The sequence below is a fragment of the Mucilaginibacter aquariorum genome (genome assembly GCF_024498135.1).
Taxonomy (GTDB): domain Bacteria; phylum Bacteroidota; class Bacteroidia; order Sphingobacteriales; family Sphingobacteriaceae; genus Mucilaginibacter; species Mucilaginibacter aquariorum.
Map to the genome: position 1 here is coordinate 16,986 of NZ_JANHOH010000004.1, position 22,166 is coordinate 39,151.

At 44.6% G+C, this 22,166-nt stretch carries 19 protein-coding genes; 13 read left to right on the forward strand and 6 right to left on the reverse strand.

The window, feature by feature from the left end:
• Positions 1–3: 3 nt before the first annotated feature.
• The 3 genes from NPE20_RS16625 to NPE20_RS16635 are packed head-to-tail and all read right to left on the reverse strand — an operon-like array spanning position 4 to position 3,576.
• Complete coding sequence (locus NPE20_RS16625; RefSeq protein ID WP_256539809.1) at positions 4–744, reverse strand: ABC transporter ATP-binding protein; 741 nt, start codon at positions 742–744, stop codon at positions 4–6.
• Between the two features lie 2 nt (positions 745–746).
• The gene (locus NPE20_RS16630) at positions 747–2,246 is read right to left on the reverse strand and encodes a DUF5687 family protein (RefSeq protein WP_256539810.1); all 1,500 of its coding nucleotides are present in this window, start codon (positions 2,244–2,246) and stop codon (positions 747–749) included.
• Positions 2,247–2,295: 49 nt separating this feature from the next.
• Positions 2,296–3,576, reverse strand: coding sequence for a replication-associated recombination protein A (locus tag NPE20_RS16635; protein WP_256539811.1), 1,281 nt, complete (start codon positions 3,574–3,576; stop codon positions 2,296–2,298).
• A gap of 99 nt (positions 3,577–3,675) precedes the next feature.
• Between NPE20_RS16635 and NPE20_RS16640 the strand changes: the two genes are divergently transcribed.
• Positions 3,676–3,960 (forward strand): hypothetical protein, encoded by a 285-nt coding sequence (locus tag NPE20_RS16640; protein ID WP_256539812.1) that lies wholly within the window; start codon positions 3,676–3,678, stop codon positions 3,958–3,960.
• A gap of 14 nt (positions 3,961–3,974) precedes the next feature.
• Positions 3,975–4,604, forward strand: coding sequence for a DNA-3-methyladenine glycosylase family protein (locus NPE20_RS16645; protein WP_256539813.1), 630 nt, complete (start codon positions 3,975–3,977; stop codon positions 4,602–4,604).
• 153 nt (positions 4,605–4,757) lie between these two features.
• Here NPE20_RS16645 and cphA read toward each other — a convergent pair whose 3' ends face one another.
• Entirely contained in the window at positions 4,758–7,385 is a 2,628-nt protein-coding gene (gene cphA / locus NPE20_RS16650; protein ID WP_256539814.1) for a cyanophycin synthetase, read from the reverse strand.
• A gap of 155 nt (positions 7,386–7,540) precedes the next feature.
• On the opposite strand from cphA, the gene NPE20_RS16655 reads away from it, so the two are divergent.
• The 9 genes from NPE20_RS16655 to NPE20_RS16695 all read left to right on the forward strand — a co-directional run bounded on the left by NPE20_RS16655 (position 7,541) and on the right by NPE20_RS16695 (position 17,230).
• Complete coding sequence (locus tag NPE20_RS16655; RefSeq protein WP_256539815.1) at positions 7,541–8,464, forward strand: cyanophycinase; 924 nt, start codon at positions 7,541–7,543, stop codon at positions 8,462–8,464.
• Positions 8,461–9,303 carry an isoaspartyl peptidase/L-asparaginase gene (locus NPE20_RS16660; RefSeq protein WP_256539816.1) on the forward strand — a complete coding sequence of 281 codons (843 nt, stop codon included), beginning with the start codon at positions 8,461–8,463 and terminating at the stop codon, positions 9,301–9,303. The genes NPE20_RS16655 and NPE20_RS16660 overlap by 4 nt, the downstream gene beginning before the upstream one ends.
• Positions 9,304–9,499: 196 nt before the next feature.
• A complete protein-coding gene (locus tag NPE20_RS16665; protein WP_256539817.1) occupies positions 9,500–10,123 on the forward strand; it encodes a tetratricopeptide repeat protein in 624 nt (207 codons plus the stop codon).
• Positions 10,124–10,326: 203 nt separating this feature from the next.
• Positions 10,327–12,456: a carboxy terminal-processing peptidase gene (locus NPE20_RS16670; protein ID WP_256539818.1), complete on the forward strand. Its 2,130-nt coding sequence runs from the start codon at positions 10,327–10,329 to the stop codon at positions 12,454–12,456.
• A 141-nt stretch (positions 12,457–12,597) separates the two neighbouring features.
• Positions 12,598–13,032 (forward strand): MarR family winged helix-turn-helix transcriptional regulator, encoded by a 435-nt coding sequence (locus NPE20_RS16675; protein ID WP_256539819.1) that lies wholly within the window; start codon positions 12,598–12,600, stop codon positions 13,030–13,032.
• Positions 13,033–13,036: 4 nt separating this feature from the next.
• Complete coding sequence (locus NPE20_RS16680) at positions 13,037–14,044, forward strand: NAD(P)/FAD-dependent oxidoreductase (protein ID WP_256539820.1); 1,008 nt, start codon at positions 13,037–13,039, stop codon at positions 14,042–14,044.
• A complete protein-coding gene (locus NPE20_RS16685; protein ID WP_256539821.1) occupies positions 14,041–14,358 on the forward strand; it encodes a 2Fe-2S iron-sulfur cluster-binding protein in 318 nt (105 codons plus the stop codon). The genes NPE20_RS16680 and NPE20_RS16685 overlap by 4 nt, the downstream gene beginning before the upstream one ends.
• A gap of 191 nt (positions 14,359–14,549) precedes the next feature.
• A complete protein-coding gene (locus tag NPE20_RS16690) occupies positions 14,550–15,617 on the forward strand; it encodes a ligase-associated DNA damage response exonuclease (RefSeq protein ID WP_256539822.1) in 1,068 nt (355 codons plus the stop codon).
• Entirely contained in the window at positions 15,614–17,230 is a 1,617-nt protein-coding gene (locus tag NPE20_RS16695; RefSeq protein WP_256539823.1) for an ATP-dependent DNA ligase, read from the forward strand. The genes NPE20_RS16690 and NPE20_RS16695 overlap by 4 nt, the downstream gene beginning before the upstream one ends.
• 51 nt (positions 17,231–17,281) lie before the next feature.
• Here NPE20_RS16695 and NPE20_RS16700 read toward each other — a convergent pair whose 3' ends face one another.
• Entirely contained in the window at positions 17,282–18,253 is a 972-nt protein-coding gene (locus NPE20_RS16700; RefSeq protein WP_256539824.1) for a GlxA family transcriptional regulator, read from the reverse strand.
• 168 nt (positions 18,254–18,421) lie between these two features.
• On the opposite strand from NPE20_RS16700, the gene NPE20_RS16705 reads away from it, so the two are divergent.
• Positions 18,422–18,814, forward strand: a complete 393-nt coding sequence (locus tag NPE20_RS16705) for a VOC family protein (RefSeq protein WP_256539825.1) — start codon at positions 18,422–18,424, stop codon at positions 18,812–18,814.
• Between the two features lie 95 nt (positions 18,815–18,909).
• Here the strand turns inward: NPE20_RS16705 and NPE20_RS16710 are convergent, their stop codons facing one another.
• Positions 18,910–19,566, reverse strand: coding sequence for a metal-dependent transcriptional regulator (locus NPE20_RS16710; RefSeq protein WP_256539826.1), 657 nt, complete (start codon positions 19,564–19,566; stop codon positions 18,910–18,912).
• A 124-nt stretch (positions 19,567–19,690) separates the two neighbouring features.
• Between NPE20_RS16710 and NPE20_RS16715 the strand changes: the two genes are divergently transcribed.
• Positions 19,691–22,150, forward strand: coding sequence for a TonB-dependent receptor (locus tag NPE20_RS16715; RefSeq protein WP_256539827.1), 2,460 nt, complete (start codon positions 19,691–19,693; stop codon positions 22,148–22,150).
• Positions 22,151–22,166 lie beyond the last annotated feature (16 nt).

A 22,166-nucleotide genomic window follows, 5' to 3' on the forward strand; every position in this document is an offset into this window, starting at 1 on the left:
GCTTTAGTGGTTCTCTTCTTTATCTACAACGTATGCCGCGTTGCTTTGCCCTACGCCAAAGTATTCTTCCAGCTCGGATAATGTTGATGAGCCGGTAGCGATATCTTTTATCACCACACCTTTTTCCATCAGCAAAATGCGCTCGCAAACATCAGTTACGTGGTTTAGATCGTGACTGGATACGATGGTAGTAACACCGTGGTTCTTATTCTGATCTTTAAGGATATTCTTTAACCTGAACTGTGTGCTTGGGTCAATATTAGCGAAAGGTTCATCCAGCATCAATAACTCGGGCTGTTGCAGCAGGCAAGCGCCAACACCAACCTTGCATTGGTTACCTTTTGACAGGTCGCGAATGTATTTGCCTTTGTTGATGATCTCGCCATTAAAAAACTCAGATATGCCGGCCAGCTTTTCATCAACCTGCGCTTTGTTTTGCTGGTGCAAGCCGCCTATAAAGTAAAAGTACTCTTCGGGGGTAAGGTAATCTATCAGGAAGCCTTCATCCAGGTACGATGCGGTATAGTTTTTCCATGCTTCGCCACCGGCAACATTAACGCCGTTTGACAACACCTCGCCACTATCACAGCGTATCAGGTCTAATATCATGCGAAACAAAGTGGTTTTACCCGCACCGTTATTACCTACAAGGCCAATGCTTTCGCCTTTGTTTATTTGCAGATGCGGTACGTTTACTACAGTTACACCATTGTAAACTTTTTTCAGGTTTTTTATCTCTATCATGATTATTTATTTCTGAAGCCTTCGGCTATTTTAAATCGTTTTGTGTAAAAATCTGCTTCCAGTTTCTTGATCCAGAAGTCGCGGGTAATAATGAATGCAACACCTATTATGGCCAGTACAGCCAGGCCTACGTTGGTATAGCCCAGGTATTTAAATGGCAAGTAAATTACGTAAGGGAACAGTATCAGCGGGAACGATAGCAACAGCTGACTTGCGCCTACGCCTTCCCAGTTAAAAGAAGCGCCTTTGCTCAGGTCGATGCGTTTGTAATTGCGGTTGGCAAAATACAATACAATGGTGGTGTTGATGCCTAAGTTCCACAGGTACATTATAAAGTGGATAAGCACGGTGCGCCAGCCAAAATATACATAAGGGGTGGTTAATATAAATGCAACGGTTGATACGATGGTGAACAGCAGGTATTTCGCCTTTAAAAAATCGGTAAATTTGATCTTGCTTACCAGCAGGCCATCAAAATGCCCTGCCTGCCAGCTAAACATAAACTGCCCGTAATTAATAATGAAGATACCCGTCATAAACATCCCCACAAATACTTTAAAGCCTTCGCCTATTTTAGGGTTGGTATAAAATATCAGGCCGTAAAACATAAAAAACAAACCCATGATAAGCGCGGAGCGTGGCCTTTTGTTACGCAGGATAAGCTTTACCTCGTTGGCCACCAGGTCGCCTATATTACCAAAACGGTTAAGGAACGGGATCTCGGTGCTGCTTTTGCGGATAACATCTTTTTTAGAGCTTAACTCCTCTAAGTAAAGGTTGCCTTTTAAGTAGTAGAAGTTAACATAATACATGGCAACCGATAGCACCAAAGGTAATAGCACCAAATAAGGCTTGATGATCAAATTACCAAAGAACAAGTAGGAAATAGCTTTTAGCGAATACAGGTGCCATACATAATCGCCGCATGTTATCAGCGTTAAAAATGCACCTGCCATTAAAAAGATCCACCCGTTTAAATTGGCTTTGCGCTTAATATATAAGGCAAGGTAGTTGTTAAATATAGATAAGGCGATAATAGAAACGATAAAAACTATTGTTGTTACCGCGCCGGATGCAGGCAATATGATCTTCAAAATAAACGGCCCGAATATGATTATTGGCCATAAATTAAAAAAGGATAATAGGGCCGTTAAAGCCAGGTAGCCTACTACACTGTTGCGTTTTACGGGCAGGTGCAGATAGGGCTGTACTTTTAAAGTGGGGAGTTCCTGTAGCTGCAAGCGCATTAGCAGATCGCCCAGGAAATAGACCAGTACAATCCCACAGAAGGCAACGGTCAGATCTTCGTTAGGCGACATGGCATGTACTATCTTATCCATAAAAAGCCCAAGGGCCAGTACATATAAGAAAAGGATGAAGATAAGGATACCCATTACCACCTTTACGGCGATGCTTTTACCGGTGTTTTTTGATCGCCAGAAGGCTTTCAGTTCGTGATCGAAAAAGGTTGATATCATATGTGATGATGAAAGATCTGTCATCCTTCGTTATCGCTCAGAATGACAAAATAGTTTAGTGGCTGTTAAGATACTAATATTTGTACCTGTCGCCCCACAGTTTCTTTAGCTTTTCTTTTGATTCATTCTCGCGCGCATTGTTACCGGGATTATAAATTTTTGTGCCCTTTATTGCTTCAGGCAAAAAATCAAGTTCGGCAAAGTTGCCTTCGTAATTATGGGCGTATTTATAGTTTTTGCCATAGCCAATGTTTTTCATCAGTTTGGTTGGTGCATTGCGTAGGTGCAGGGGCACGGGCAGGTCTCCGGTTTCTTTTACCAACGCTATAGCCGCGCCAATGGCCGTAGTGGCCGAATTGCTTTTTGGTGATGTTGCCAGGTAAATTACCGTTTGCGATAATATCAGTTGCGACTCGGGCATACCGATAACCTGTATGGCGTTAAAACAGCTTTGCGCCAGCAGCAGCGCATTTGGGTTGGCATTACCAATATCTTCTGATGCCAGTATCAGCATACGGCGGGCAATAAATAAGGGGTCTTCGCCGCCTACAATCATACGGGCCAGCCAGTAAACCGCGCCATTAGGATCGCTGCCCCGCATGCTTTTGATAAAGGCCGAAATAATATCGTAATGCTGTTCGCCGGTTTTATCGTATAGGGCCATGTTTTGCTGCACATGTTCCAGCACAACATCATTGGTTAGCGTAATTTTTTTACTGTCGAAAGCATTTACCAGCAGTTCGAAGATATTGAGCAGCTTACGGGCATCACCGCCACTTAAACGAAGCAGGGCCTCATGCTCTTTGATGACGATGTTTTTTTCTTTGAGTATAACATCGTCCTTTTGGGCTTTATCTAACAGGTCGAGCAGGTCCTGCTCTTCCAGCGGCTGCAAAATATAAACCTGGCATCGCGATAGCAAAGCCGAGATCACCTCGAAGGACGGGTTTTCGGTAGTGGCGCCAATAAGGGTTACTATGCCCCGCTCAACCGCGCCCAGTAAAGAATCCTGCTGCGATTTAGAGAAACGGTGAATCTCATCAATGAAAAGTATCGGTAGGATCTCGCCTTGTTCCTTTAACAGGGATGCCTTTTCTATCACCTCGCGCACATCTTTTACACCTGAGTTAATAGCGCTTAACGAAAAGAACGGGCGGTAAAGCGATTGCGAAATGATATAGGCCAGCGTAGTTTTACCTACACCCGGCGGTCCCCAGAATAACATGGAGGGGAGTGTGCCACTTTCGATGGCCTTACGCAAAACAGCGCCTTTACCAACAAGATGTTTTTGGCCCACATAATCATCAAGCGATTTTGGGCGCATGCGCTCGGCTAATGGCGGCAGGTTGTTCATAAATGTAAAAATCTGAAATACTTATATTAAAACCTAATATTTTTAGCAATCCTCTTGTTGGATTGTGATTAGTTAGTATCTTACCTCCTTTATTTTAAGATGAAAGATATTAATTTGCGGATATGTCCTATGTTAAGCATTGCATCAATTGCAATATTAATGTTGGGGGCGTTTTTAAGTTTCTTTGAAAACGCTCCGATTATTCCAATCATGAATTACCTCGCATTGTTTTTAACATTGTTATCCATAGGTATATTGATAACAGTTTGGAGTTATAAGAAGTTTCAAATGACAATGCTTATCGTAATTATATTAATTATTGCGAATCTGATTATTGGAGGGATGTTATTAAGTCTTGAAAATGGATATTTTAGAAACGCATAAGTTTAATTATTACAATGCCTCAACAGTTTACTAAATCTACCTACCGCTCTATTTGCGATGAACTTGGCCAAATGGATGCCGATTTTGCTAAGGTTATAGACCTTTATGGTTATCCTCCATTTTGGTCGCGGCCAAATACGTTCGAAAGTTTGGTGCATATTATACTGGAGCAGCAGGTTTCGCTGGCATCGGCCTTATCGGCCCTGAATAAACTGCGGGAACGTGTACAGGAAATTACCCCTGCAAGGATCTTATTGCTAACCGATGCCGAAATGCGGGAATGTTATTGCAGTCGACAAAAAACGGCCTATATCAAATACCTTGCAGAAGCCATTATCGCCGGACAAATAAACCTGGAAGCTTTCGCGCAAATGGAAGATGAAGACATTCGCCGGCAGCTTATCGCCCTAAAAGGTATTGGTAATTGGACGGTTGATGTATATGTGATGTTCGCACTGCAGCATACAGATGTTTTCCCCGTGGGCGATCTGGCCATTGTAAACTCGATAAAACGATTAAAAGCGTTACCCAAAGAAACTACCAAAGAAGAATTAGGGCTAATTGCTGAACAATGGAAACCTTACAGAACGGTTGCAAGTATGTTATTGTGGCATTATTATTTGAGCGATAGGAAAAAAACGTAGAGACGCGATACTTCGCGTCTTGTTTAGAAATGTAGCAAATTGCCGTGCCTGTGGGAGACGCGAAGTATCGCGTCTCTACAATAAAAAAGGCCCGCCTGATCTTCAGGCGGGCCTTTTCAGCACCCTCTCCTTTGGAGAGGGCAGGGTGAGGCTTTATACGTTAAACAACCCGTTCCGTTCCTGCTCCTGGTAGTTTTGTACCGTTTCAATAGCATTGCTTATTACATCGCTTAACGCGGTGATGAACGAACCCGGCTGGGCCAGGCTCATGGCATGTTTAATAGCATCTATCTCTTTTGGTATCACCTCATACTTTTTATTTGCATCGGTAGATTTGATACCCTCAATTAGTAAGTTTAAAATATTTTCGGCTGTGCGGCCGCGCAGGTGTTTTTCCTGGCGCAGTATAATGTAATCGAACATCTCTGCAGCTATTTTACCTATCTCGCGGATATCGTCGTCGCGCCTGTCGCCGGTGCCGGCTATAATGCCAATTTTCAGTGGGGAGTCGATATGACTTAAAAACGCTTTGATGCCGTTATAACCATCAGGGTTATGCGCAAAATCGATCATGAAACGGAAATCTTTAAACTCAAAGATGTTCATGCGCCCCGGTGTTTGTGCGGCCGATGGGATAAAAGTTTCCAGCGAGATCTTGATATCCTCGGTTTTAAAGCCATGTACAAAGGTGGCCAGTGTTGCCGCCATTACGTTATCTATCATAAACGGAACGGTACCGCCAAAGGTTAGCGGGATCTGGATGGTGCGTTGTACACGGATCTTCCAGTCGCCTTTCATGATGGTGATAAACCCATTTTCACTTACACAGGCAATGCCGCCTTTTTTACAATGCGCAACAATAACCGGGTTGTTTTCGTCCCTGCTAAAATAGGCAACGTTACAATCGGCCTTTTTACCAACCTGCACGCAATATTTATTATCAGCATTTAACACTGCCCAGCCGCTCTTTTTAACCGCGTTAATTACCACGCTTTTTACACGGGTCAAATCTTCCAGTGTGTGGATGTCTGACAGGCCCAGGTGATCTTCCTGTATGTTGGTTATCACACCAATATCGCACGAGCTAAAGCCCAGGCCCGAGCGTAATATCCCGCCGCGGGCGGTTTCTAAAACGGCAAAATCAACAGTAGGGTCTTTTAAAATAAACTCACTGCTTACCGGGCCTGTGGTATCGCCCTTCAGCATCATATTGTTTTGTATGTAAATACCATCGCTGGTGGTAAAACCTACCCGGTGGCCATTATTTTTTACAATGTGTGCAATTAAACGGGTTGTGGTGGTTTTACCGTTGGTGCCGGTTATGGCGATAATAGGGATCCGTGCCGATTTACCTGCCGGGTAAAGCATGTCAATAACATGGCCGGCCACGTTGCGCGCCAAACCTTCGCTTGGTGCAATATGCATACGAAAACCCGGTGCCGCGTTCACTTCCAATACCACGCCACCGTTATCGGTGAGGGGTTCGGTAAGGTTCCTGGCCATTATATCAATACCGCATATATCCAACCCTATAATTTTAGAGATGCGTTCGCAGATAAAGATGTTTTGCGGATGCACATGGTCGGTAACATCAACAGATGTGCCGCCGGTGCTTAAGTTGGCGGTCGATTTTACAAACACCTTTTCGCCTGCTTCGGGGATGGTATCCAAAGTATAACCCTTCTTTTCCAGCAGGTCGAGCGTATCGCGGTCAATGTCAATAAGGGTCAGCACATTTTCGTGCCCGTAACCCCGGCGCGGGTCTGTGTTTTCCTTGTCTATCAGTTCCTGAATAGTGAGTTTGCCATCGCCTTTAACATGGGCCGGATCGCGCAATGCGGCGGCCACCATTTTATTATCGATCACCAAAACCCTAAAATCGTAACCGGTTACAAAACGCTCTACAATTACCCTGCGCGATATTTTGGCGGCAAATTCATATGCCGCGATAGCATCTTCGGTGGTATTTATATTGATGCTGATGCCGCGGCCGTGGTTACCATCAAGCGGTTTAAACACCAGCGGGAAACCTATCCTATCAATAGCCTCAATCACCTGTTCGGTTTTGCTGATGGTCATGCCCTTGGCTACGGGAATAGCCTGCTCCTGTAAAATACGCTTGGTTTCTTCCTTATTACCGGCAATATCAACGGCAATGCAGCTGGTTTTCTCGGTCATGGTAGCACGGAAACGTACTTGGTTTTTACCGTAACCCAACTGTACTAATGATTGATTATTTAACCTTATCCATGGTATTTTACGGGAGATAGCTTCCTGTACAATAGCACCTGTACTTGGGCCTAAACGAGTATTCTCACGAATTTCGCGCATGGTTTGGATGTCCTTCTCCAGATCGTATTCTGTGCCGTCAATTAAGGCTTGAACGATATTCACCGCGGCTTCGGCGGCAAATACGCCTACTTTTTCTTCCAGGTAAGCAAACACTACATTGTAGGTGCCTGGTGTTTTGGTTTCGCGGGTGCGGCCAAAGCCAGTATCCATGCCTGCCAGGGTTTGTATCTCTAAGGCAATGTGCTCTATAACGTGCCCCATCCATGTGCCTGCAACAACACGCTCAAAAAAGCCGCCCGGCACACCCGGCGAACAACGGTGACTGTGCAGGCTGGGCATTAATGCCTTCATCCGTTCGTAAAAGCCATCAATGGTATTAGATGGGCGGTCTTCCATTTCCTCCAGGTTCAACCGCATTTGTATTAATTTCTTGCGGCTTACGCTCCAAAGGTTTGGGCCACGTAGTACTTGTATATTCTCGATCTTCATAGATGCATTCCGAAATTGGGTGGGATAATAATATTCTAAAGCTAAAAAACTTATGAATGTTATGAAACGTTTTGGCCAAAAAATGCATTTTTATTAATTAATACATTAGTTTTTAACCAATTTTATTTTTATTTGTATAAATTGATATAAAGATTATGGATGTCCCGAGAGGAAAACTTGTAATAATTGGAGGCGCTGTGGATATGGGCAGTAACGTAAGTGTGTTGGAACATATAATGCAGCCTAACTATATTAAATTTTTTGAAAAGGGCATACTTAAGCGCATCATTAACGAATCTGACAAGCACGAAGCTTCTGTTATTGAAGTGATTACCACCGCATCGCAAATACCCGAGCTGGTAGGCAACGAGTACATTAAGGCTTTTAACCAGTTAAACGTTACACATGTAAATGTTTTACATATTAAAAGCCGTGAGGATGCTGCAAACCCCGAATATTTAGAGCGCATTAGCAAAGCGGATGTTGTAATGTTTAGTGGTGGCGATCAGTTACGCCTAACCGCGATTTTTGGCGGTACGCAATTTCTGCAGATCTTGAAACAACGCTATCACGACGAAAACTTTCTTATTGCTGGTACATCTGCCGGTGCAGCTGCTGCGTCAACCCATATGATATACCGCGGGCAAAGCAACGAGGCCCTTATAAAAGGCGAAGTGCAGATAACTGCTGGCCTTGGGTTTATTGATTCGGTAATTGTTGATACGCATTTTGTACAGCGTGGCCGTATTGGCCGTTTGCTGTACGCTGTGGCTACCAACCCGGGCATATTAGGTATAGGCCTTGGCGAAGACGCCGGCCTGCTGATTACCGAAGGCAGTATGATGGAAGCCATAGGCTCGGGATTAATAATGCTTGTTGATGGCAAGAATATTGTAGAAACCAACGTTTATGATGTAGAGATAGGCAGCCCTGTTTCTATTGAGAACTTAAAAGTGCATGTAATGTCGATATTTGATAAGTACGATCTGTTGCAGCACCGCATGATCATTAAAAAAGTGGTTAAGGTAGAAGAGGGTGTTTATGTGAGTGCCCAGGATAATAATGATTTATTACAATGAAGCTGATCATACACGGAGGATTTTTTAGCGAATCGTTAACAAACCAGGAAGTAAAAAAAGCAAAGCAAGATGCCCTGCGCGAAATTGTTATGCTTGGCCACAAATACCTGGAAAACCATACTGCTGCCCAAACCGCCGTGTATACCGTTTGCCTGCTGGAAGATTGCGACCTGTTTAACGCGGGTACCGGCTCCCAAATCCAAAGCGACGGAAAAATAAGATTAAGCGCATCCCTGATGGATGGCAAAACGCAAAAATTTAGTGGGGTGATAAATATTGAGGATGTAAAAAACCCCATCTGCATCGCCGAAAAATTGATGGACTACGACGACCGCGTTTTAAGCGGACAGGGTGCAAACAATTTTGCCATTAATAACGGCGTAGCCTATTACAACCCCGAAACACCACAACGCCGTAAGGAATACGAAAAAAAGCTAAGCGACTCGATCCGGTTAGGTACTGTTGGCTGCGTAGCGCTTGATTTTTATGGTAATATAGCGGCTGCAACTTCAACCGGCGGCAAAGGCTTTGAGATGCCCGGTCGCGTAAGCGATTCTGCAACTACAGCGGGTAACTATGCTAATGCTTATGCGGGCATTTCATGCACCGGTGTGGGTGAGGATATTGTAAGCGGGTCTGTAGCATCAAAAATTGTTACCCGTGTAACAGATGGCATGCCCTTATCTACCGCGACAGAAATAACGCTCGACGAAATGAAACCCTACAATGGCTTTGCCGGGGTAGTTGGAATTACAAATAACGGCGATATTTACCACGCCGATACCCACCCCTACATGGTTTGGGCCCTGCATGATGGCGAGGTGGAGGTTTTTGAGTAAGAGTTTCAGCCAGGCGCAGCTATAAATCTGATAATTTTCCCGGCATGCAATTTTTTCACGCTTTCTGCGTTTTCGTAGTTAGTTTTTTATCGTGCTGACACTGAGGCAATCACCTTTCTTAAGCTATTGTAAATCAGAAAACTAATTTTTATATTTGTTACAAGTTAAAATTTCTATACCCCCGCGAAAGATTTAAATGCGATACATTATTTTAGTAATTCTTTGTGCTCTTAACCTTTCGGCATCTGCCCAATGGTGGCGCGGTGATTTTAAAAAGCACAAACGATATCCGCAAATTGCGCAGATCAAAGATCATTCTTTAAAAAAGTTTTTAGCAGCAAAAGCCCCCCTTTATAAGCCAAAAGTTACCTTAGTAGCTATTCCTCGCAGTCAGTTTAATCTGGAAATTAACGAGCGCGTTGTAATGCGGGCGGCACAGCATAATATGCGTTTTCGCCAGTACGCTTTGGCCAGCTACAGGTTTAGCGAACTGGCGCAGATTTATGTTAAAGAGAACCGCCTGTCTGAAGCAAAGTGGTATTATCTGCAAAGCATCCTTATCTCTAAACAGCAAAGCGATCATCAGCATACTATAAATAACCTGGTTAGCCTGGCCATGATAAAGGCTGATCTGGGCGATTTAACCCAGGCCCAGCAAGACCTTGCCGAAGCACGCGACCTTGCACGCACAACCGGCCGTAACAATGATGTTAAAATGATTGACGGCAAAATCAAATTTGTGCAAAGCAATAAGGTGTGGCTGCCAAAATCTGAACTGCGCTACGCTGAGGCTGTTGATGTTACGGGTAAGTCAAAATAACCCCGCTTTTGTAACATTTACGTAAAATGGGACTCTTATAATTAAATAAAGCAAACATTATTGTAATATTGTTATTCAATATATGTTAATCTATATATTAGCGGGACGGCTTTGTGGCTGTCTCTTTTTTTATAATGTAAAGTTAAAAACAGGCACAAGTATTGATGTTTCACACAGGTCCCGATTTAAATAGTGTAAAAGATATGTTCAAGAAATTATATTTATTGCTGGTTTTAGCGACTGCGCTTGCCTGCAACGCAGCCCCAACGAAACCAAACTACAAACACGCAGGCCCTAATGACTTGCAACCAGATGAGCAGCAAAGTGTTGTTTTAAGATATGTAGCTACCCTTATTTCAGATTATAATTATAAGAAAGTTCCGTTGAACGATTCTATATCGGCAATTATATATGACCGTTACCTTAAAAAGCTCGACGAGAACCACAACTACCTTTTAGCGTCTGATATAAAAGATTTCGACCAGTTTAAAAATACATTTGATGATGATATTAAATCCGGTAACCTGGCTAACGTGTTTTACATCTTCAACGTTTTTCAAAAAAGATATACCGAGTATGTGAACTTTTCGGTAGCGCAACTGGGTGAGGATTTTGATTTCTCTAAAAATGAAACCTATACTTACGACCGCGATAAACTGCCTTGGGTATCATCAGATACCGAACTGCATAACCTTTGGGCGCAGCGTGTAAAATACGATTTGCTTAACCTGAAGCTTACCGGTAAAGCGCTTGCGGCGAATAAAGAAACTTTAAAAAAGCGTTACACAAATATCCTGTCGCAATCAAATAAGCTTTCCAATCAGGACGTGTTCCAGGCGTTTATGGATGCATTTACCGAGGCTATTGATCCGCACACCAATTACTTTAACCCATCAAACGCGGCCAATTTTAATATCGATATGTCGCGCTCTATAGAGGGTATTGGCGCATCACTGCTTAGCGAAAACGAATATGTAACTATTAAAACCGTTACAGCTGGTGGCCCTGCCGATAAAAGTAAACAAGTGCATGTTGATGATCGCATAGTAGGTGTGGCACAAGGTAAAACCGGCGAGTTCCAGGATATTGTTGGCTGGAGGATAGATAATGCTATCGCCCTTATCCGCGGTGCAAAAGGTACAACAGTACGTTTGCAATTACTTGCCAAAGGGAGTGCCGTTGCAGCTAAACCAAGAGTAGTGGAGCTGGTTCGCGAAAAAATTATCCTGAAAGATATTTCTGCTCAAAAATCCATCCGTACCTATAACAATAATGGAAAAACCGTTAGGATAGGCGTTATATCTATCCCGGCATTTTACCTTGATTTTGCCGATTATAAAGCAGGTAACCCTAATTACAAAAGCACCACCCGCGATGTTAAGCTGATATTAGATAGCCTGAAACGCGAGAATGTTGATGGTGTAGTGGTTGACCTTCGCCAAAATGGTGGCGGTTCGTTAATTGAAGCGGTTGAACTTACCGGCCTGTTCATTAAAACCGGGCCCGTTGTACAGGTAAGGGATTCGCGCAACCAAATTGAAGTTGATAAAGACGAGGATCCATCGGTAACCTATTCTGGTCCGTTGGCTGTAATGGTTGACCGTTTCAGCGCGTCGGCATCAGAGATCTTCTCGGGCGCTATACAAGATTACGGCCGCGGTATAATATTGGGTACCCCAACTTATGGTAAAGGATCGGTACAAAACGCTATTGATCTTGATAAGGTGATTAAACCTACCTTAAAAGATAAGTTGGTAGCGCTTACCGGTAAAACAAAAGCGGTTGCTACCGGCAGCCAAAATAAATTTGGGCAGTTAAATTTAACCATAGCCAAATTCTATCGTATTAGCGGTAGCTCAACACAGCATAAAGGCGTGTTGCCTGATATCGATTTCCCATCAATAATTCCGTTGGATAAATACGGTGAGGATACCGAGCCATCTGCAATGCCGTTTGATGTGATAGATAAAAGCGATTATACAACTACCGGTAGCTTCGCCACGGTACTCCCTCAGCTTAAAAAGCTGCATGACGATCGTATGGCAGCCAGCCAGAGCTATAAATATTTGCTTGAAGATATTGAAGAATCAAAGAAACAGGCAGAAGAAAAAAGCGTGACCCTAAACGAGCAAAAGCTTAAGCAGGAGCGCGATGCAGAAGAGGCCAAGGCATTTGAGCGTGGCAACCTGCGCAGAATAGCCTTAGGTTTGCCGCCATTGAAAAAAGGCCAGACAAGACCCAAAAAAGAAGACCTTGATTTCTTGCAGAAAGAAGCGGGACAGATCTTAACAGATTACCTTACACTGGATAACAAAATAACCAGTCTGAAATAAGGCCATTAAGCTATTAGAGGAAAGCCCGTTCATTATTTGGACGGGCTTTTTGCGTTTTTGAAATTAATATTCAAATAAATAGCTGCCAGCTAAGTACCAATTAAAAACTTTATACGTAAATTTGCCTAGCTAATAATTAGTATGACAATTAAAAAATTTGATAGTTATTCTTACCTGCTCGATCGTACGGCCCGCCGGGTAAAAGGATACGCCCAGCAAAGGTTTGCATCGGGTAATTTTGATATTACTATTGACCAATGGCTGATATTAAAAAGCCTTGATGACGACCGTTACCTTAAGCAAAAGGAGCTGGCAGAGCTTACCGGGAAGGATACCCCCACGCTAACCCGCATTATTGATCTGCTTTGCAAAAAGGGATTAACCGAACGGGTAATGCATAAGGATGACCGTCGCAGTTTTACTGTTCACCTGACTGAGGCGGGTAAAGCCAAATTGTTGGAACTATCGCCTAAAATTAGCGAGATCCGCATGAAGGCCTGGGAGAACCTTACCGAGCAGGATTACGAGCAGCTAAAAATGATCCTGAATAAAATTTACCAAAACTTAGAATCTTAATAAAATGATAACCACAGATATAGCAATTATAGGCGCCGGACCTACCGGCATGTTTGCCGTTTTTGAAGCCGGTTTATTAAAAATGCACTGCCATTTAATTGATTCGCTGCCACAAACGGGCGGGCAACTGTCAGAGATCTATCCCCAGAAACCCATTTATGATATCCCGGGCTACCCAGCAATTAACGCGCAGGAACTGGTGGATAAACTGGAAGAGCAAATAGCACCCTTCCACCCCGGTTATACGCTTGGCGAAAGGGTAGAAACCCTGAAAAAACAAGGTGATGGTACCTGGCTTATTGGCACCAATGAGGGTACAGAAATAAGCTGCAAGGCGGTAGTAATAGCAGGCGGACTTGGCTGCTTTGAACCACGCAAACCAGAGGTTGACCGCCTGGCCGAGTTTGAAGGTAAAGGTGTAATGTATGCCGTGCGCAACCCCGAAGCATTCAGGGATAGGGAAATTGTAATAGCCGGTGGCGGCGATTCCGCTTTAGACTGGACTATCTTTTTGGCCAATGTGGCTAAAAAAGTAACGCTGGTACACCGCGGTGATACGTTCAGGGGCGCTCCCGACGCGGCTGAAAAGGTTGCGGAGCTGGCGAAGATCGGTGCTATTGACCTGGTGCTTAAATCGCGCGTTGTTGCCCTGGATGGCACAGGGCATTTGGAACAGGTAAGTATTATTGGCGCCGATAACCAAACACGCCACCTGCCTGCCGATAACTTTATACCGCTGTTTGGCCTGAGCCCTAAATTGGGGCCTATTGAAAACTGGGGACTGAATATTGATAAATCGGCAATTGAGGTAAACACGATGGATTACAGCACAAACGTTGAGGGCATATATGCCATTGGCGATATAAATACTTACCCTGGTAAGTTAAAGCTGATACTGTGCGGTTTTCATGAAGCGGCACTAATGGCCCAAAGCGCGTTCAAATATGTTTACCCGGATCAGCGGTTAACATTTAAATACACCACCGTATACGGCATAACAGAACTGGCATGATCACTTTTATAGTTGAAGACAGGGATGGCACACAAGTGCCAATTGAAATACCCGAGGGTATTAACCTGAACCTGATGGAAGTGCTTAAAGGCAGCGATTACCCCATCCTGGCTACCTGCGGCGGCATGGCGCTGTGTGCCACCTGCCGGGTACAAGTAATAAACGGCGCGGAGCAACTGCCGCCGCCGGGGGATGCCGAACTGGATATATTGGATACCCTGCCATTTGTTGACGAAAGCAGCAGGTTATCGTGCCAACTACGGGTTAATGAAAGCCTGGAGGGCTGCCTGTTCAGGATCCCGCAGGAAGATTAACAAAAGAGACGCGATACTTCGCGTCTCTTTTGTTTGATTTAACCACAGAGGGCACGGAGAAAAAACCACAGAGAGGAATTTCAGAATTAATAGCTTTTTAAAGCTCTGTTTTCTCCGTGAAAACCTCTGTGTCCTCTGTGGTTAAATTCGCCCAGCAAACCAATTTCGTCCCCATCGGTTATTAAAACACTATGGCCAAACCATTGCTGGAGTTTACTGATAAAGGCATTTACTGCGAACAGGGGAAGTTTTACATTGACCCCTGGAAACCCGTGGACGATGCCGTAATAACCCACGCCCATGCCGACCATGCCTATTGGGGGCATAAAAACTATCTGGCCCACCATCTTTCAAAAGAAGTACTGTTTTATCGCCTCGGTGAAATAAACCTGCGCACTGTTGAGTACGGCGAAACCGTAACCAAGAACGGTGTGCAAATTTCCCTGTATCCTGCAGGGCATGTTATTGGTTCGGCGCAGATCCGGGTAGAGTATAAAGGCGTAGTTTGGGTGGTATCTGGCGATTATAAAACTGACGATGATGGGATCTCTACCCCATTCGAACCAGTAAAATGTCATCATTTTATATCAGAATGCACCTTTGGGATGCCGGTATATTCCTGGAAACCACAGGCCGAAATTTTTACTGATGTAAATAACTGGTGGCGTACAAATATAGATAATGGCGTTGCCACAGTTATAGTGGGTTATTCGCTTGGTAAGGCACAGCGCATCCTGCAAAACCTCGACCTGAGTATCGGTAAAGTATATACACATGGCGTTATCGAAAACACGAACGAAGCCCTGCGCAGGAATGGCGTAATATTAAACCCAACCGAACGCATAACGGCCGAATCATCAAAGGAAGAAGTACGCAAAGGCATTATCCTTGCCCCGCCATCATCGGTAGGTACCCCATGGATGCGAAAGTTTGGCCCATATAGTTTTGGTTATTGCAGTGGATGGATGGCCCTACGTGGCGCCAAACGCCGCCGTGCAGCGGATAGGGGTTTCATCATGTCTGACCATGCCGACTGGAACGGATTGGTCAGCGCAATTGACGCCACCGGCTGCGAGTGTGTTTACCTAACCCACGGCTACACCGCGTCGTTTACCCGCTATTTAAACGAGATAGGTTTTAACGCCCGGGAAGTGCATACGCTTTATGGAGGCGAAGAGGAAGATTCTACGGTTACCGAGGGTGAAGAGGTTAAAGAAACAGCACCATCCGGCGATGTGGTAAAGGAGGAGGCACAATGAAAGCATTCGCCCAACTCTTTCTCTCTTTAGATGAAACCAACAAAACCAACGAAAAGGTGAAGGTTTTAAAAGACTATTTTAGCAATGTGCCCGATACTGATAAAATGCACATGCTGGCATTGTTTACTGGCAGGCGACCAAAGCGCCAGATCAACTCCACGCTGATCCGTAATTGGGCCATAGAAGCATCTAATATACCAGCCTGGCTTTTCGAGGAAAGCTACCACGTGGTAGGCGACCTGGCCGAAACCATGTCCTTGCTAATACCCGAAAGCCCCGGCAGCAGCAGTAAAACTTTAACCGAGTGGATAGCAGAGATAAATAATCTTGCCGATAAAACCGAAGAAGAGAAAAAGCTTTGGCTGATAGAGTCGTGGGCCATGCTGGACAGGCAGGAACGTTTTGTGTTTAATAAACTTTTAACCGGTAGTTTCCGCGTTGGTGTATCGCAAAATTTGGTGATAAAAGCGCTGGCAGATGTTACCGGTATTGAAGCCCCCGCGCTCACCCATCGCATAATGGGCAGCTGGATGCCCGAAGATTATACCTACGACCAATTGGTGCAGGAGCAAAACGCCGCGGATAATATCTCCAGGCCCTATCCTTTCTTTTTGGCTTATCCCATACAGGAAACTTCCGAAAAGCGTAAATCGGCAGAGGATGTAGGTAATGCTTTGGGCGATGCCAGCGAATGGCAGGCCGAGTGGAAATGGGACGGCATCCGTGCCCAAATGATAAAACGTGGCGGCGAAATTTTTATCTGGAGCCGCGGCGAAGACCTGGCCACCGAGAAGTTCCCCGAGCTGCACCCGTTTTTGAATGCCCTGCCGGATGGTACGGTGCTGGATGGCGAGATCCTGAGTTTTCAGAATGGTTTGCCTATGTCGTTCAGTGTACTGCAGACCCGGATAGGTCGCAAAAATTTAAATAAGAAGATATTGGCTGATAGTCCGGTGGCTACCATTGTTTATGATTGCCTGGAATATGCCGGCGAGGATATCCGTTATAAAACACAATCCGAACGGAGAGAGGTACTGGAAAAGCTACAGCAGGAAACAGCATATCCGGAGGTATTCAATATATCATCGCTCATTAAATTCAGCAGTTGGGAAGAGCTGGAAAGCATCAGGGAGCAATCGCGCGCCATGATAGCCGAAGGTATTATGCTGAAACGCAAAAGCGCCACCTACCAGGTTGGACGCCGCCGGGGCGATTGGTGGAAATGGAAAATAGACCCGCTATCGGTTGATGCGGTGATGATATATGCCCAAAAAGGTCACGGCCGCCGCGCCGACTTGTATACCGACTATACCTTTGCCGTTTGGGATGGCGATAAGCTGGTGCCCTTTGCCAAAGCCTATTCCGGCCTTACCGATGCCGAGATCAATAAGGTGGATTATTTTGTTAAACGAAATACTTTGGAAAAATTTGGCCCGGTACGCACCGTAAAGCCCGAGCTGGTTTTTGAAATAGGCTTTGAAGGGATCAACAGATCAACCCGCCATAAATCGGGTATTGCGCTTCGTTTCCCGCGCATCCTCAGGTGGCGGCATGATAAACCAAAAGAGGAAGCCGATACTTTGGAAAGTTTAAAAGCTTTGTTAGGAGAGTAATAAACAAATGGCAACCCGACGATCGGCATGTTGGTCAAATTGAATAAAATGTTAACTCCGCGCGTATTTCTTTTTATACTCCATCGGCGAAAGCCCGGTAATGCGTTTAAAGATGGTACGAAAGGCTTTCAAATCGTTATAGCCGGTGTCTTCCATAATTAGGGGTAGGTCCTTGCGGTTCATCTCAATTGCCTTCTTGGCCGATTCAATCCTCACCCGCTGCAGGTATTCAAAAGGGGTATTGTTGGTAGCCGCTTTAAACCGGCGGATAAAATTGCGCTGCCCCATATTAATCAGGCTGGATACATCCTCCATGGCTATCTCATTTTTATAATTTTGTTCAATGTATTCCTGGGCTTTTAATATCTCCTTATCATCATGCCGGTGCTGACCCATAAAAACAGCAAAGTGCGCCTGGCTGGTTCGATCCATGTCAATGGCATACATTTTACTGATCCAGAGCGCGGTTTCCCGGCCGCAAAATTTTTCAATCAGGTACAAAACGAGTTTTAAAGATGAGAACGCCCCACCGCTGGTATAAATGCCATCCTGATCGGTTATTACCAGGTCCGATTTCATTTTGATACGGGGGTAGCGTTTTTGGATATCATCCGCCGCCGCCCAGTGCGATGTTACTTCCTTGCCATCCAATAACCCGGCTTCGGCTAAAAAATAACTGCCCACACAAAGGCTTGCAATTTCGCTGCCAGTTGTATGCATTTCCTTCAGCCAGTTAATAGCTGCCATGTTTTGCACAATTACAGGCTCCATATTGCCCACGCTAAACGAGGGAACAATGATCAGATCAGGGTGGCCGGCATGCTGAAAGGTTTTATGATCTATCTGCTGGTTTGGAAAAGCAAGATGCAGGGTATCTAACGATTGGCTTACCATTTCAAGGCAAAAAGCTATTGGCTGCCCCGCGCGTTCCATATACTTATTAGCCCCGGCAAGCAAATCGACAACACCGGTAATTGACGACGGCACAACCTCATTAAAAATTAGTAACGCTACGGTTTTCATGCAGGTAAGATTTAGTTATGCGGCAATTTATTGATTTTATCTGTCATAATCACACCCGCAAGTTGTCATTTATACAAGTTTTAAAGGGGGTGAATTGTTCGGAGATTTGTTATCAACAACAAACAAAATTATAACCCCCATTTAAACATGGGATTAAAAACTAAAACTATGACAAAGCAAATTTGGGCTAATTTACCAGTTAACGATGTTAACCAAACCATTGATTTTTACACCAAACTGGATTTTAAAGTAGGAGAAAACCATTTTAATGGAGATCATATAGCCAGCATTACCGTGGGCGATAGCAATTTTGTGATCTGCTTTTTTCCTAAAGCACCTTTTAAAGTAGCTTTAAACGGCGAAGTTGCCGATACTGCGCAAGGTAACGAAGTAATGTTCAGCCTTTCGGCCGAAACCAAAGCTGAAGTTGATGAATGGGCCGTTAAAGTAAAAAAGATAGGCGGCACGGTATTTTCCGAACCACAAGCCTTCCATGGCATGTACGGCTGCGGCTTTGCCGATGTAGATGGGCATAAGTTTAACGTGCTGTTTATGGGCTAAGTAATTAGCTTAAAAGTTTGTCGTGCTAAGCGATCAGCATGACAAACTTTTAAGCTCCTGTCCTCCTTACAGGAAAATAATGCACGGGAATAACGTTACATATCTATCAGCAAACTCTCGCCAAATTTTTGTGATACCGTGGTGCGCTCGTTGCCGTCAATGCTGATGACCAGCGAGCTGTCGAAAGATATTTTTTCTATCAGCTGTATTTTTGTACCGATGTTGATATTAAGCTTGATCAAATATTGCAGGAAAGCGCTTGTGGTGTCTTTTACCGCGGCTACGCGGCATTGGCTGCCGGGCTTTAAATCGGCCAGGGTGGTTGAGTATCGTTTGGCCATTTTGCCATTGGCCTTTGGTATAGGGTCGCCATGTGGATCATACTCCGGGAAGCCCAGGAATTTATCAAGTCTGTCGGCCAGTGTGGCATCTTTAATATGCTCCAGTTCTTCGGCAATATCATGGATCTCGTCCCAATGGTAGCCCAGCTTCTCTAACAGGAATACCTCCCAAAGGCGATGGCGGCGCACAATTAGCGTAGCATCTTTTTGCCCCTGTGCGGTTAGCTCTACACCCTTCTTTTTATCGTATACTATTAGCTGCTTATCAGTAAGCTTACGGATCATATCCACCACCGATGCCGGGTTATTACCCAACGATTCGGCAATAGCGGTAGGTGTTATTTTTTGCCCTTTATCCTGCCAAAGGCGGTAAATACATTTCAGGTAATTTTCTTCTGATAGCGTATGCATAGTAATTTATTGGGTTATACAAACATAAACAAAAATGTATAGTTATAAATAAAATTAGTCTTGCCTAATTTTATTTCATTGATTAATAGAATTTATTTAATACGTTTGTACAAAATAAAACTTCATGCGCCGCCTCCTAACATTCATATTAACAATACTTACACTTGCCTCATCGGCACAAAATGGCTCGCTTAAGGGTACCGTAACCGTAAACAGCACGCCGCTGGCGTATGCAACAGTTATACTCAGCGGAACAAAATATGGTACTACCGCAAATGATAAGGGATTTTACGAGATAAAAAATATAGCACCCGGTGAGTACACGGTTGTATTTAGCAGTATAGGCTATTTCCCCGAAAGGTTAAAAGTAGCCCTATCTTCAGGCGATACGGTAATCCGGCATGCCGAACTAAAGGAGGGTAGTTCCAGGCTAAACGAGGTGGTGGTTACAGGTGTGTCCCGCGCTACCGAGCTGCGCAGTAACCCAGTACCCATTGCGGTAATGACAAAAAGTGAGATCGACCAAAACGTTAACAATAATATAATTGATGCTATTATAAAAGGCATCCCCGGTATTACTGCGGTTACCACAGGGCCAAATATTTCTAAACCATTTATTCGCGGGTTAGGTTATAACCGGGTTTTAACTTTGTATGATGGGATACGCCAGGAAGGGCAGCAATGGGGCGATGAGCATGGCATAGAGATAGATCAGTATGGGATCTCCCGCGCAGAAGTAATAAAAGGCCCTGCCAGTTTAACCTATGGATCGGATGCTTTGGCGGGGGTTATTAACCTGATACCTTACATCCCTAATGGCGAAGATGGTAAACTCAACGGCGATATTATTACCGATTACCATACCAATAACGGCTTGATAGGCTCATCGCTTGGGTTATCCTACAAAAAAAGTGATTGGAAGTATGCTTTCAGGGCAACAGGTAAAGCGGCGCATAATTATCGCAATAAAATTGATGGATATGTGTACAATTCGGCTTTTCAGGAATATATCCTTTCGGGGATGGCACGGGTAGATAAAAAGTGGGGCTTCTCACAATTTTCGGCAACTACTTACAACAATAAGCAGGAAATACCAGACGGCAGCAGGGATTCGCTTACCCGGCGGTTTACCGTGCAGGTTGCCGAAGCGGGAAACGACGACATCAGAAACCGGCCATTTGCCGACGAAAACAGGCTCAATTCTTACGGACTTACACCTTTGCATCAGCACATACAGCATTACCGGGTATACAATAAAACCGAGGTAAAACTGGGCGAGGGGGTATTTGCATCTGCACTGGGCTGGCAGCAAAGCGTTAGGCGGGAATATAACCACCCTACACAACCGCAACAGGCCGGCCTTTATGTTACACTAAATACCCTGAATTACGATTTTAGGTATAGCCCAAAAGTGTTTAACGGCTGGGAAACTTCATTTGGGGTAAACGGCATTGCCCAAACCAACCGCAGCAAACAGGCTACAGATTTCCCTATACCGGATTATAATTTGTTTGATATTGGCGGGTTTGTTTTTGTAAAAAAAACAATTGGCAAAACGGATATCTCGGGCGGCATACGGTACGATACCCGCAACATTAGCTGGAATGATTTTTACGTGGGGCCGAACGCTGCAAATGGTTTTGAACAACATGTTTCGGCAACTGACCCGGGCGCGCGATTGCAGTTCCCTAATTTTAAACATACTTATCATGGTATATCGGGCAGTTTAGGGTTTACCTACAATGTGAGCGAGCGGGTGCTTTTAAAAGCCAATATTGCCCGTGGTTACCGCGCACCAAACATTACCGAAATTGGCAGTAACGGCCTGGACCCCGGCGCGCATATCGTTTACCTGGGCAACCGCACTTTTGAACCCGAATTTAGCCTACAGGAAGACCTGGGTTTTATAGCCTACCTTAAAGATGTAGATCTTATGGCAGAGCTGTTTAATAACCAGATAGAGAATTACATCTACCAATCGCGCCTGGACGATGCTAATGGCAACCCGGTTATCATTGTGCCCGGCAATACCACTTACCAGTATCAACAGTCAAAAGCCCGTTTGTATGGCGCGGAATTTACTTTTAACCTGCACCCACATAATGCCAAATGGATAGAGTGGAATAATAGCGCCGCCTATGTGGTGGGTATTAATCAGAATAAAGCGCTTATAGCGCAAAGTAACGGCGCGGCTAAATACCTGCCGTTTATTCCGCCGTTGCATATCCGGTCGGAAATTAAACTGAAACTGCAGGGCACTTACGGGATCTTCTCCAAAGTATACTTCCGTGCCGAGGTAGATGCCTATGCGGCCCAAAACCATTACTATGCCTTAAACGATACCGAAACCCCTACACCAGGTTACACGCTGATCAATGCAGGCATAGGCAGCACGTTAAAAGCTAAATCGGGCAAAACTATTTGCGAGCTGTTTTTACAGGCCGATAACTTATTTGATGTGGCCTATCAATCAAACCTTAACCGCTTAAAGTATTTTGAGTACTACAACGCATCGCCCAATGGCCGCCTGGGTATTTACAATATCGGCAGAAATTTGAGTGTTAAGGTGATCGTGCCGTTTTAAAAGGAATTTGCTATAT

Excerpts from the sequence above, each read along its gene's own strand:
- NPE20_RS16625 (WP_256539809.1), bottom strand. The coding sequence starts at position 744 with ATGATAGAGATAAAAAACCTGAAAAAAGTTTACAATGGTGTAACTGTA.
- NPE20_RS16630 (WP_256539810.1), bottom strand. The coding sequence starts at position 2,246 with ATGACAGATCTTTCATCATCACATATGATATCAACCTTTTTCGATCAC.
- NPE20_RS16635 (WP_256539811.1), bottom strand. The coding sequence starts at position 3,576 with ATGAACAACCTGCCGCCATTAGCCGAGCGCATGCGCCCAAAATCGCTT.
- NPE20_RS16640 (WP_256539812.1), top strand. The coding sequence starts at position 3,676 with ATGAAAGATATTAATTTGCGGATATGTCCTATGTTAAGCATTGCATCA.
- NPE20_RS16645 (WP_256539813.1), top strand. The coding sequence starts at position 3,975 with ATGCCTCAACAGTTTACTAAATCTACCTACCGCTCTATTTGCGATGAA.
- cphA (WP_256539814.1), bottom strand. The coding sequence starts at position 7,385 with ATGAAGATCGAGAATATACAAGTACTACGTGGCCCAAACCTTTGGAGC.
- NPE20_RS16655 (WP_256539815.1), top strand. The coding sequence starts at position 7,541 with ATGGATGTCCCGAGAGGAAAACTTGTAATAATTGGAGGCGCTGTGGAT.
- NPE20_RS16660 (WP_256539816.1), top strand. The coding sequence starts at position 8,461 with ATGAAGCTGATCATACACGGAGGATTTTTTAGCGAATCGTTAACAAAC.
- NPE20_RS16665 (WP_256539817.1), top strand. The coding sequence starts at position 9,500 with ATGCGATACATTATTTTAGTAATTCTTTGTGCTCTTAACCTTTCGGCA.
- NPE20_RS16670 (WP_256539818.1), top strand. The coding sequence starts at position 10,327 with ATGTTCAAGAAATTATATTTATTGCTGGTTTTAGCGACTGCGCTTGCC.
- NPE20_RS16675 (WP_256539819.1), top strand. The coding sequence starts at position 12,598 with ATGACAATTAAAAAATTTGATAGTTATTCTTACCTGCTCGATCGTACG.
- NPE20_RS16680 (WP_256539820.1), top strand. The coding sequence starts at position 13,037 with ATGATAACCACAGATATAGCAATTATAGGCGCCGGACCTACCGGCATG.
- NPE20_RS16685 (WP_256539821.1), top strand. The coding sequence starts at position 14,041 with ATGATCACTTTTATAGTTGAAGACAGGGATGGCACACAAGTGCCAATT.
- NPE20_RS16690 (WP_256539822.1), top strand. The coding sequence starts at position 14,550 with ATGGCCAAACCATTGCTGGAGTTTACTGATAAAGGCATTTACTGCGAA.
- NPE20_RS16695 (WP_256539823.1), top strand. The coding sequence starts at position 15,614 with ATGAAAGCATTCGCCCAACTCTTTCTCTCTTTAGATGAAACCAACAAA.
- NPE20_RS16700 (WP_256539824.1), bottom strand. The coding sequence starts at position 18,253 with ATGAAAACCGTAGCGTTACTAATTTTTAATGAGGTTGTGCCGTCGTCA.
- NPE20_RS16705 (WP_256539825.1), top strand. The coding sequence starts at position 18,422 with ATGACAAAGCAAATTTGGGCTAATTTACCAGTTAACGATGTTAACCAA.
- NPE20_RS16710 (WP_256539826.1), bottom strand. The coding sequence starts at position 19,566 with ATGCATACGCTATCAGAAGAAAATTACCTGAAATGTATTTACCGCCTT.
- NPE20_RS16715 (WP_256539827.1), top strand. The coding sequence starts at position 19,691 with ATGCGCCGCCTCCTAACATTCATATTAACAATACTTACACTTGCCTCA.